Consider the following 12,924-nt stretch of genomic DNA (forward strand, 5'->3'; position numbering starts at 1 on the left):
TCAAGAATAAGAAAGAACAAAAAAAAGCGGCAAATTGCCGCTTTTTTCTGATAAAATACATTGGTTTATTTTAAGTTGAAACTTACTCTTGCAAATAAGAAACGACCACTAACACCAAATTGTTGAGATCTTCTAGACCAGTCAAAACGCCCACCGCTTCGGTTCGCTTCAATAGCTCTATCTGGGTATACGTCTAATAAATTATTAGCTCCTATAGTTAATGTTAAGTCTTCTGTAGCTTTGTAACCAAGTGATAAATCTGTAACTACTTTAGAGTTAAAGTTTTGCTGATTAGCAATCGAGTTTGTTGCCTCAGACACTTTTCCAAAGTAAACATTTCTAAAGAAAACATTAAACTTTCCTGAAGTTAAACTATTTGTTAAGTTCACTTTAGTTGTTGGTACTGCCTCTTCTAAATAGATTCTACTATCTTCTGGAAAATAAGTACTTTCTTGACCTGCGTCTTTTAATATTTGCGAAGAATTGATTCCACCTACTTGTCTTGTTTGAGAAAAAGTTCCTGATAAATCAGTTTTTAATCTTGTGTTTTTTCCAAAATTTGCCTTGTGTGAAATTACAACATCTACACCTGTAGATCTTGTGTCTATTGCATTTGCAAAGAAAGACGCTGCCGTTGCATTCGCTTGAACCAATAAGTTAGAAAGTTCTAAGTTAGCTGCATCAATTGGCTCTCCTGCATTTGGCAGACCATCAGCAATAAGTGTCGGTTTAAACTGACCCGTGTACACTACTCTATCATCAATATTTACAATATAACCATCTACAGTAAATGTAATATTAGACTCTGGTAATTTTGCTGTAAAACCTGCACTAAAACTATTAGAAGTTTCTTCTTTTAATTGAGGAATTCCTAATAATTGTGCTGCTTTACTATCATTTGCAAACGTACCTACTTCTACAGGTAGACCATCTTGAAAAATAGTAGAGGTAGAGTTATAATTTAATTGGTGTAAAGAAGGTGCTCTAAAACCAGTATTAAAGGAAGCTCTAATTCTAAAATTATCAGATGCTTTGTAAATAGACGCTAACTTAAAGTTTACGGTAGCACCAAAATCTGAATAATTTTCATAACGTGTTGCAAAAGTAGTTGAGAATACTTCTGAAAATTTCGCATCTAAATCTAAGTAAGCAGCGACACTACTACGTGCTCTTGCCAATTCGTTTTTAGGACCAAACCCAGGAAATACTTGAGAACCTCCTGGTCTAGAACTTCCAAAAAAGTCTTTTAACGGAGTGGTACCCGCTATACCACTAAATGCTTGTCCATCTGCTTGGTATTGTGTGTAAGAAGACTCTTCTCCCGAAATAATTTCATAGTTTTCAATTCTATGTTCTGCTCCAAAAGCAAGACCAAATCCTTCAAAAGTGTCGTCATAAAATTTAGATATATCTAAATTGGTCGTGTTTTGTGTAAATGCAAATCCACCAGCATCAAAAGTGGTTGGAGATGCTTTTCCTTGAGAAGCATTGTAGGTATTCCCTATTCTATAATCGAATGCATTTCTACCGTAGGTATTTGAAAAATCTACATTCCACTCACCAATTTTACCTTTGATACCAACAGCTAAAGATTTATCTGAAATTGTTGAATTAATTTCTGGTAAAAAACCATTATTGTAAGCAGGCGTATACGTTCTACTTTGGTTAGGTAATCTGTAAAAACCTGCAGAGTTACCATCTCTTGAACTTAAACCTGCAAAAGAATAGATTTCTGTACCATTGTCATCTAAAGGTAGTTTAAAGTTGGCAAAAAATCTACCTCCACGAACTTTAGATTGCCCAACTCTCATGTTAAAGTCTGTTCTATTCAAATTTCTTGCTGCCAATTCAGATGTAGTTGCATCGGCACCTAATATTGTTTGTAGCGCAGCTAAATCATCTCCTGCTGTTGTAGGATAACCAGCCGTGTTTGAAAATCCTTTTAGATCATTTAAAATAGTATTGTATTCATTAGATGTTGGGTCTAATCCATTTGCTAAAGATAAAAATCTTGTGGTATCATAATTAGCTGCATTTGCTAATCTTTCAACAACATTATATCCATTAAAAATATCTCCTTCCCATTCTTTCATTCTGTTGTAAGCTTCACGAACATCAAAATCTCCAGAAAAAGTAATAAAACCACCATTTTCACCTAAAGGCAATCCGTAGCTTGCACTAATGTTTGTAGTTTGTCCGTCTACACCACCTGTTTGTGCATTTGCATTTTTGCTAAAATTAGCTCCGGTAGTTACCGCTAAAGACAACTCATTTACTGTTTCGTTTAAAACAATATTTATAACTCCTGCAATAGCATCAGAACCATATTGTGCAGCTGCACCGTCTCTTAAAACTTCTAATCTCTTAATTGCTGCTGCTGGTATTGCATTTAAATCTGTACCTACAGAACCTCTACCAAAAGTACCATTCACGTTTATTAAAGAAGAGGTGTGTCTTCTTTTCCCGTTGATTAATACCAACACTTGATCTGGACCTAAACCTCTTAATGAAGCAGGATCTACGTGATCTGTACCATCTGAAATAGTTTGTGTGTTCGATGTAAATGAAGGTGCTACAAAATTTAAAATTTGATTTAAATTTACTTGTGGTGATGATGCTGCTAATTCTTTTATATCAACAATATCAATTGGTACAGGAGAATCTATGGCAGATCTATTTGGATTTCTAGAACCAATTACAACAATTTCTCCTAAAGAAACATTGTCTTCCTTTATTAGAATTGTTAAAAAAGTGTTTTTGGTAACCAGTACTTCTTTCGTTGCAAAACCAATAGAAGATACCACTATGGTAGTTGGCAAACCTTTTACCGTAAGGCTAAATTCTCCGATATCATTTGTGGTGGTTCCGTTTGATGTTCCTTTTACAAAGACATTCATGTAGGGTAAAGTTTGCCCAGAAGCATCTGTTACTTTTCCTTTAATAGTTTGTGCAACCATCGCTAAAGGCAACAAAAATAAGAAAGAAAAAAATAAAATTTTTTGTACGTTGTTTTGTTTCATAGTCCTCGTGTTTTAAAATTATTGTTTCTATTAAAAATAATTAATTACGCTATCTAAACTACAACTTTTTGATAGAAGTATTTAATTATTAGCAATTTACTTTGAGATACACTTGTTTTAGTGTATTTTTTTTATTGAATAGGTAGCGATATATAAAAGGCACATGTTCCTTTTATATGCTGCTGTTTTAATAAAACGGCATTAAATTCTTGTTTTAAAAAAAGCCTTTCTATCCGTTATTAATCATTTACTTTTTTATGTAAAAAAAGGCTACTCTTTCGAGTAGCGTTTCCTAATTAATCAAATATAATTGTTCTTTAAAACTGGTAATTTAAAGACAAATTAAACATGGTACCTAATTGGCTAAAGTGAGAACCATCATAAGTAGTTATAGCATAACGATTATCAAATGTAATTGCATTTGAATTGTTTTGAAGTTCCGTTAACCCGGTACTTGTAAGAGTAGTATCGTTTATAATTGACTGTCCTGCTGCATTTTCTGCTTTAAAGCCCCATTCTGGTAATACATTAAATAGGTTATTTACATTAAAAGCAATCGTTATTTTTTCTGATGCATTAAAATTAATCCCTAAATCTGTAATTATTTTTGGTGTAAATTCTGTTCTTAAATTGTCGCTCATAAACTTTTGTTTAAAAGTAGTTTTTCCAAAATAAGTGTTGTTCAAAGAGAATCCGAATTTATTAATGTCATAATTAGCACCAAGAATCCATTTTGTTTTTGGTCTAGAAGTAAACATTAAAGCCTCTGTAGATCTATCTAAAACAGCATAACTGTTGCCATCTTCTGCTGTAATAGTAGGTATTTCATTTGTTCTTTCATTCTTTATCGTGTAGTTACCAGATAAGTTGAATGCTAATTTACCATCCCCGATTTTAATTCCTCTAAAGTTAGATACAAAATCTAACCCAGAAGTTGTGGTGTTTAATCCGTTGATAAAAAATTGATTTCCTGCAATCGGATTCGTAAAAATAATTCTATCATCAACATCTATTTTATAGTAATCTAAAGTAAAACTAAAGTTTCTTGAAGGCTTACCACCAAAACCAATTGTAAAGTTTGTAGACTCTTCTGGATTTAAACTTGGTATACCTAATGCTCTTGCTTTTGGAGATACGTTATTCACAATTCCGTTAATTTCAATTCCACCATCATCTGCAAAAGAATATTGTAATTTCTCTGTAAAAATTTGATGTAAAGTAGGCGCTCTAAATCCTGTAGAAATAGATGCTCTAACCGTATACTTATCATCTGCAAACTTATAACGAGAACTTACTTTCCAAACGAAAGTACTTCCAAAATCTGAATAATTTTCACCTCTAATGGTCCCGTTTATTAAAAAGTCTTCAGAAATATCCCAAGCTAAATCGAAATATCCACCTAAATTATATCTGTTAAAACTTCCAGAGTTTTTTATATCGTTTCCTGCAAAAGAATCTGCACCACCACCTTCATAAGAGGCAACACTTCCTTCAATTATCTCGAAATTTTCTGTTCTAAATTCTGCTCCTACTGCAATGGCTACTTTATCAGATAAAATTTTTGAAATATCTAAATTCCCTACAACGTGATTAAAAGCGGTACCTCCTGGATTGAAACTAGTAGGACTATTTTCTCTATACTTGTTATTCCCAAAAGCAACTTCTCCAGAATCAACCTCATTATTACTATTCGTATCTGTCCAAATAGGGTCTGTAAGCGAATATGAGCTATTATGAGAGTTATTTACGGTATATGTTTGTTGGTTCCCTCCAAAAGTTATGCTTGAATCAATATTCCAATCATTAATAACTTTTTTTAAACCCAATGTTGCATTATAATCATTTAATAAACCTTCGAAAGTTGGCACATATCCATCAAAACCACCTGCATTTGTAGGATGATCACCAGGAAACAAATCTCCTAAATAAGGTTCTGAAACTACAGATTTCCAATACGGAGTTCTATAATTTGCAAAAGAATTTACTTTTTTAAATACATATGCTGCATTAAAATAAATTTTTGAAGTTTCACTTAAATCATAACCTCCATTAATTAAAAACTTTGCAGCAGCAGTTTCTGGAGCACCATTAATATTATTAGCATCAGGATTTCTTGATAAAAATTCTTGAACAACACCTAAGTCTGCACCAAATTCATTCGCTTCACCCTCTGCACTCACTTTACCGGGTCTATTTGCTAGACTTGTTTTAGAAAAATCTACTGTATAATTGATAAAACCGTTATCCTCTCCAATAGAAAAACCATTGTTCACAGAAACACCAAACATTTCGCCATCTCCTTTAGATGTCATCCCTGTTCTTAATGTTGCAGAACCTCCATCTGAAGCATCTTTTAAAATGATATTCATAACCCCTGCAATCGCATCAGAACCATATTGAGCAGAAGCGCCGTCTCTTAAAATTTCAATAGACTTAATTGCATCTGTTGGAATTGCAGAAATATCTGCACCCGTTTCACCACGTCCAGGAGAATCTTGTGTGTATAATAAAGCACTTAGATTTTTACGTTTCCCATTAATTAAAATTAAGGTTCTACTTGGCCCCATATTTCTAATTTCATACGGATCTAATAAAGAAGTAGCATCATTTACTGGTGTTTGCACAGTATTAAATGATGGTATTCTGTATTGTAACGCTTTATCAAAACTAGTTTGTCCTGTAGAAACTAGGTCTTTTGCAGAAACAATATCTATTGGTAAAGGACTTTTTGTATTACTTCTTGCTGGGGTTCTAGATCCTGTAATTACAATTTCATTTAAAGCCTCATCTCCTTCTTGTATTGATATGTTTAAGAAAGCACTATTGGTTACTTTTACATTTTTCGATTTATAACCTATCGAAGACACAACAATAGTAACTGGTAATTTTTTTACTGTTAAACTAAACTCACCAGAATCATTAGTGGTAGTACCTATAGAAGTTCCTTTTACCAGAACATTCATATAAGGCAATGCGCTTCCAGAGGCATCTGTTACTTTTCCTTTTATTGTCTGTGCCATGAATGCTAAAGGAAGCATAAACAGAAGAGCAATTGTACATAATTTTGATAAAGACTTTTGTTTCATAAATAAATTATTAGTTAATAAATACGTTTAACTAGTTGCCGCTTTTTTTAAAGTTGCAGTAACCGATTTATTATATAAGACAGGAAATCTAAAAGTATACCCTTAAAAATTTATTTATTTTCAAAAAAAACTATAAAAAGCAATAGAATAGCTGCTATTTATAGCTTAATATTCAATTTTGTGTAGTAAAAAGAACCATTTGTTCCCATTTGTGTAGCGTCCCATAATCCTCCACTATCAGTAAAACTATTTTGTTTCGTAGGATAGATATTAAACAAATTACTGGCGCCTAATTGCAGATTAATTAGAGCATTTACTTGATAGCTGAAATGGATGTCTGTAGTTATTTTTGGTTGATAACGATCTATAGAGGCTTCTAATCTTTCTTTTTCTGAATTATTAAAGTTTGATAAATCTTGACTTATTTGCCAATCAATTAATTGCACGCTACTAAATCTTGTAAAGCTTAAAGATGTTTTTAATTTTTTATACTGATAATTAACGCCTAAATTAAACTTACTTTTTGGCGCCGATGCTAATAAAAATTGCTGATCTCGCTTACCAAAAAAAGTTTCTTTATCTAACTCTCTATTATTTATTTCTGTAATTTTCATATAATTAATGTTCCCAGAAAAATCGAAAGATAATTCGCTATTTGCCATTTTTTTCTTCCAGTTTAAAACCAAATCCATCCCTGTAGTTTCTGTACTTACTCCGTTTGCAAAAAACTGAACATTATCAATTCCCAAACCTAAACTAGAGGCATCAAAATTACCGCTTAATATAATTCTGTCCTTAATGGAAACATAATACGCATCTAATGTTGCATTAAATGCAGAACTTAGTTTTGCCGCAAACCCTAAACTAAAATTTTTAGCGCTTTCTTCCTTTAAATTATCAATATTAAACCTTCTTGCAATTGGACTGTTATTTGCTACTAAAAGTGATTCCGTTGGTCTGCTGCCAATAAAATTAGTAAAGGTTAAATTGTAATAAATCTGAGCTAAGGAAGGTGCTCTAAAGCCTGTACTAAAAGAACTTCTTAGGTTTAATTTTTGAGTGATTTTATATCTAGAGGCCAATTTAAAGTTTAGTGTGCTTCCAAAATCGCTATAATATTCATAGCGCAACGCAGCACCAATCATAAATTTCTTAGTAAAATCTACTTCTGTATCTAAATATAGACCAAAGTTAGATCTATTTCTATCGACTTCATTTTCTGGCGAATACCCAGGAAACCCTTGAGAACCTCCTGGTCTCATTATTCCGTTATATGTTTTATAGTCTGAAACTGGTGTTTTTGAGGTTACCAAATCTCCATTTATGTCATAAGAGCCATACGAAGCTTCTTCACCAGAAAATATTTTGTATTCATCTAATCGATATTCTAAACCCAAAGCAATATTAAATCCGTAAGATTTCTCTAAAAAATATTTAGAAAAATCGATGCTTGTTGTATTTTGAATTAATTGATGGCCACCCGCATCAAACTCTGTTGGTGAATTTTCTTCGAGCGTTGCATTTAAAGTGTTTTTAATAAAATAATGAAAGTTATTTCTTCCAAACGTATTATTCACATCTATATTCCATTCTTTGAAATTTGTCACCATTCCTATTGAAAATGAATTGTCAATAATCTCTGAGGTAATTAACGGATTAAATCCGCCCGGATAAATCGCTAAAACATTTCTTTCGCTGTTAAAAGTTCTTGTAAAAGCAAAAGCTTCTGTGTTTTTATAATTAAAACCACCATTTAAATACAGTTTTGTATTTCTATAAATCGGAATTTCAGAATTTAAAAAAAGACTCACGTTCTTTACAGCTGCTTGACCGTATTTTTCTCTTGCAGCAGTTGTTGGTCTTAACGTATTATCGGTGGATAAAGCTTCTGCAGAAACATTTACAAAACCTCCTTTACTTATTTTTGTGCCATAATTTAAACCTAATTTATAGGTAAAACCATCAACTTTATTAGGAAAAACACTATTTGTATCGCCATTATGAAACCCTAAAGTAGTACTCACATTTAGCTCATTATCGGTGTCTTTTAGAACAATATTTAAAACTCCTGCAATTGCATCAGATCCATATTGGGCAGAAGCACCGTCTCTTAATAATTCTATTCTTTTTATTGCTGAAATAGGTATGGCATTTAAATCGGTACCAGAATTTCCTCTACCTCTGGTTCCATATAAATTTATTAAAGAAGCTTGATGCCTTCTTTTTCCGTTGATTAAAACCAAGGTCTGGTCTGGTCCTAAACCTCTTATAGTTGCAGGATCTATATGATCGGCACCATCTGCACCAGATTGTTTTGTGGCATTAAATGAAGGTATTGCGTATTGTAAAAATTGATTAATTTCTACTTGACTACTTTTAGAAGATGTCTTTTCAATATCTATAAAATCAATAGCTACTGGTGTATCTTTGGCAACTCTGTTTTTATTTCTAGATCCTACCACTTGTACCTCATCTAATTCTTGACCCGCCAACAAAACAATTGTATGAAATATATTTGGCGCAAGTTGAAGTCTTTTAGAATTGTGCCCTAAAAAACTAACGGTAATATTATTTTTTTGCTGAATTTCGAACGCGAATGTTCCGTCTATGTTTGTAGTAGTTCCTTCTAAAGATTCATTTTCTTGCAAAGTTGCGCCGCTAAGTGGTCTATTATCTGAACTTAGAACGATTCCGCTAACCACTACCTTTTTTCTATTAAAAGTACTGTCTATAATTGCATTCCTCGAGAAAACAGTAGTTCCCTTAGAATGAATTTTCCGCTTGCCGTCTTTTTGTTTGACATAAATAACATAATAGTTATTGCCCAAATCATCAAATAAGAAAGGGGTTAATTTTTCTAATAAAGAGATGGACTCACTTAAAGATAAGTTTACAAAACCTTCTTCTTGAATTTGTTTGCCCGAAAGTAAATTTGCGTTGTAAGTGAAAAATATTTGATGATTATTACTAATTTTATCTAGCAAAGCAGCTAAAGATATGGTCTCTTTTTTATGCTCTTGAGCAACTGCCGTTTGAAAAGTAAAAGTTACAGAAATAAGTAATATCAGTTTTATGTATACTAATTTTTGAAACATTTACGAGTTTAAGGTGATGCCTATTTCTTACTGATAATTAAACTATTGTCTTTTTTAATAATAAGTACATCAACAGATTTTTCAATTGCTTTTATACAGATGTCAATATTTGTAATAGGAACAGCTCCTGTTATTAAAGTATTTTTACTCTGCTCGTCTTTAAAAATTATAGAAAAACCATAAGCTTCTTCTATTTTTTCCATCGCTTCTTCCAAAGATAGGTTTTCAAAAAGTAAAGAACCATTTTTCCAAGAGGTTTTAATAGTCGCATTAAATATGTTTTTATCTTCTAAAATTTTATCTTTTGCTGCGGAATAAGAAATATAATTACCCGGAATCATTTTTTTATCTGCACCATTCTTTAATTTAAGCCAAATATTTCCTTCTTCTAAAAAAACACCTGTTTTTTTCTTTTTAGTGTTTACATTAAAAGAAGTGCCATAAACTTCTACAGATAAATCGTCTGTTAAAACCCAAAATTTAGCATTTGTAGCTACTTTTTTATCCACTTGAAAAAAAGCTTCACCAGACAACCAAACTTTTCTACTTTCATTTTTATAATAAGACAAACTAGAGTTCGAGTTTAAAGTAACATCACTACCGTCTTGTAATTTTATAGTTAAAATTTCTCCATAGTCTGTTTTATGCATAATTTTAGAATTGCTATTTATAAAATAGAATGCAACAGAAATTAATAAAAGTATAGATGCAGCGGCACTAAATTGCTTTAGAAATCTTACTTTTCTTTTCGGTTTTTCTTTTTTAGCTTGAATTTTAGCTTCTAGCTTCTTCCATTCGAAAGCTACTTTTTCTTTACCAACTAAATTCTTATCAAAAGAAATGCCTAGAACAAGGTCTTTTGCTTTATTTACCAATGCTTTTTTATCAGGATTGTTTTCAATCCAAAATTCCCAAAAATTAATGTCTGTGCCATTATTTTGTAGTGCCCAATTTTTAAAAGAAGCATCTTCTAAAAAATCATTTATGGTATTGTACTTTTTCTTTATCATTTAATAAATGTATCGAATGTATATAGATAAGGCAATTCCCCTTTTTCTATACTCTTAATATTATGTTAAAGCTTAAATAATTTGATAATAGAAATTTCTTCCTTTAAACTCTTTATGGCTTTGTGAAGCGTATTTACTACACTTTGATAATTAATTCCCATTATTTCTGATATTTCCGTAGCCTTTAAACCACTATAATATTTTAAATAAATGGCTTCTTTTTGTCTGTTTGGCAACTTATTTAGCAAACTAGAAATGTTTTTATTTTTAAATCGTTCTGTTTCTTGGTTTGTCATTAACTCTTCTGCGGTAAACTGAATGTCTGCAAAGTTTTCATTAGAAAAATCTGTGTGTTTTACTTTTTCATTCTTTTTCATCACTTTTAATAAAAAGCGTTTGTAAGAGGTAAAAAGGTAAGGAGCAATGGTTTCTAAATCGCTTAAATTTTCTCGATGTTCATAAACATATAAAAAGAAATCTTGCAAAGTATCTTCTGTAAGAGCAGTATCTTTCGATATTTTTAAACCATAACTATGTAATTCTGGGTAATAAGTTTCAAAAAGTACAGAGAAAGCGTTTAAGTCTCCTTCCTTTAATGATTTCCATAAAAACTTGTCTGTCAACTTATCCATGTAAAATTTAGTCCTCTAATATTTCTATAAAAGTAAGAAAAAATAACAAAGTATCTTTAACCTACTTTTAACAAGAATAAATTTGTTAAAATTGTAGCTTTGTTTTCAATAAAAAATATAACACCTAATACAATATATAATGGATGTAGATGTAAGAGCTATTAACGAGAAAATCGAAAGGGAAAGTGCCTTTATCGATATTCTTACTTTAGAAATGAATAAAGTAATTGTGGGCCAAAAACAAATGATCGAAAGTTTGTTAATTGGATTGATTGGAAATGGACACATTCTATTAGAAGGGGTACCTGGTTTGGCAAAAACACTGGCAATTAATACCTTATCTAAAGCAGTACAAGCAAGTTTTAGTAGAGTGCAGTTTACGCCAGATTTATTACCGGCAGATGTTGTTGGAACCATGATTTATAACATGAAAGAAAACGACTTCATGATTAAAAAAGGACCCATTTTTGCAAATTTTGTATTAGCAGATGAGATAAACAGAGCGCCTGCAAAAGTGCAATCTGCTTTATTAGAAGCAATGCAAGAGCGTCAAATTACTATTGGAGATACTACTTTTAAGCTAGATGAACCTTTCTTAGTAATGGCAACTCAGAATCCGGTTGAGCAAGAAGGAACGTATCCCTTACCAGAAGCACAAGTCGATCGTTTCATGCTAAAGGTAGTCATCGATTACCCGAAGTTACAAGATGAACAGCTTATTATGCGTCAGAATTTATCTGGCGGATTCGCAAAAGTGAATCCTGTTATTTCTGTGGAACAAATTATTAAAGCTAGAGAAGTTGCGAATGAAGTTTATATGGACGAGAAAATTGAAAAATATATTCTTGACATTATTTTTGCAACACGTTATCCAGAAAAATATAATTTACCACAATTAAAAGACTTAATTAGTTTTGGTGCATCTCCAAGAGGAAGTATCAACTTAGCAAAAGCTGCTAAATGTTATGCTTTTATAAAGCGAAGAGGGTATGTAATACCAGAGGATGTAAGAGCGGTTGTTTTTGATGTTTTACGTCACAGAATAGGAATTACCTATGAAGCGGAAGCAGAAAACATAACGTCTGTAGACATTATAAACCAGATTATTAATGAAGTTGAAGTACCTTAATCAATTATCAATAAACACTTATCAGTGTAAAATGTGAAACTGATAATGGATAAATGTTAACGGACAATTGAAGAAATGGATACAAAAGAGATACTTAAAAAAGTTCGGAAGATAGAAATTAAGACAAAACGCTTGTCTAATGATATTTTTGGAGGTGAATACCACTCATCTTTCAAAGGACGTGGTATGACTTTTTCTGAAGTAAGACAATACCAATTTGGTGATGATGTAAGAGCCATTGACTGGAATGTTACCGCGCGTTACAACGAACCTTATATTAAAGTTTTTGAAGAAGAACGTGAGCTAACAATGATGCTTTTGGTAGATGTTTCTGGTTCTGAACTATTCGGAACAGCAACACAGTTTAAAAAAGATACGGTTACAGAAATTGCCGCAACCTTAGCCTTTTCTGCCACTCAAAACAACGATAAAGTGGGGTTAATTTTATTTTCTGATGATATTGAGCTGTTTATTCCTCCCAAAAAAGGAAAAAGTCATGTGTTAAGAATCATTAGAGAGTTAATTGAATTCAAACCAAAAAGCAAAAAGACCAATATTGCTGCTGCTTTAAAGTTTTTATCTAGTGTGATGAAAAAAAGAGCCATTGTTTTTATGTTGTCTGATTTTATGGATGATGATTATGAAAAGACTTTAAAAATTGCTGCTAAAAAACACGATTTAACAGGCATTAGAATTTTTGACAAACATGATGAAGAAATTCCTAATTTAGGAATGGTCCCTATGTTAGATTCAGAAACTGGCGCTGTTCAGTTGATAAATACAGCATCTAAATCTGTAAGAACAAGTTACAAAGCAAATGCTTTACGCTTAACAGATTATTATACAAACATGTTTAAAAGAAGTGGTGCAGGAACCGTAAACACCAGAGTTGACGAAAATTACGTAAAGAAATTATTGGGTTATTTTAAACACAAAGGAAGATAGTTACTTT

General features: G+C 31.8%; 7 protein-coding genes. 2 read left to right on the forward strand and 5 right to left on the reverse strand.

Annotation, left to right across the window (positions count from 1 at the left end):
• Positions 1 to 65: 65 nt before the first annotated feature.
• The 5 genes from ES045_RS01180 to ES045_RS01200 all read right to left on the reverse strand — a co-directional run bounded on the left by ES045_RS01180 (position 66) and on the right by ES045_RS01200 (position 10,843).
• Positions 66 to 3,020 carry a TonB-dependent receptor gene (locus ES045_RS01180; protein ID WP_147111100.1) on the reverse strand — a complete coding sequence of 985 codons (2,955 nt, stop codon included), beginning with the start codon at positions 3,018 to 3,020 and terminating at the stop codon, positions 66 to 68.
• Between the two features lie 317 nt (positions 3,021 to 3,337).
• Positions 3,338 to 6,106, reverse strand: a complete 2,769-nt coding sequence (locus ES045_RS01185; RefSeq protein WP_147111103.1) for a TonB-dependent receptor — start codon at positions 6,104 to 6,106, stop codon at positions 3,338 to 3,340.
• Positions 6,107 to 6,264: 158 nt separating this feature from the next.
• Positions 6,265 to 9,201 carry a TonB-dependent receptor domain-containing protein gene (locus tag ES045_RS01190; protein ID WP_147111106.1) on the reverse strand — a complete coding sequence of 979 codons (2,937 nt, stop codon included), beginning with the start codon at positions 9,199 to 9,201 and terminating at the stop codon, positions 6,265 to 6,267.
• A 20-nt stretch (positions 9,202 to 9,221) separates the two neighbouring features.
• Entirely contained in the window at positions 9,222 to 10,211 is a 990-nt protein-coding gene (locus ES045_RS01195; RefSeq protein ID WP_147111109.1) for a FecR family protein, read from the reverse strand.
• A gap of 65 nt (positions 10,212 to 10,276) precedes the next feature.
• The gene (locus ES045_RS01200) at positions 10,277 to 10,843 is read right to left on the reverse strand and encodes an RNA polymerase sigma factor (protein WP_147111112.1); all 567 of its coding nucleotides are present in this window, start codon (positions 10,841 to 10,843) and stop codon (positions 10,277 to 10,279) included.
• 139 nt (positions 10,844 to 10,982) lie between these two features.
• Between ES045_RS01200 and ES045_RS01205 the strand changes: the two genes are divergently transcribed.
• Together ES045_RS01205 and ES045_RS01210 are read left to right on the forward strand one after the other, a co-directional pair.
• Positions 10,983 to 11,972, forward strand: a complete 990-nt coding sequence (locus ES045_RS01205) for an AAA family ATPase (RefSeq protein WP_147111116.1) — start codon at positions 10,983 to 10,985, stop codon at positions 11,970 to 11,972.
• A gap of 75 nt (positions 11,973 to 12,047) precedes the next feature.
• Positions 12,048 to 12,917: a DUF58 domain-containing protein gene (locus ES045_RS01210; protein ID WP_100946618.1), complete on the forward strand. Its 870-nt coding sequence runs from the start codon at positions 12,048 to 12,050 to the stop codon at positions 12,915 to 12,917.
• Positions 12,918 to 12,924 lie beyond the last annotated feature (7 nt).

The organism is Polaribacter sp. IC073 (genome assembly GCF_007997075.1).
Lineage (GTDB): Bacteria > Bacteroidota > Bacteroidia > Flavobacteriales > Flavobacteriaceae > Polaribacter.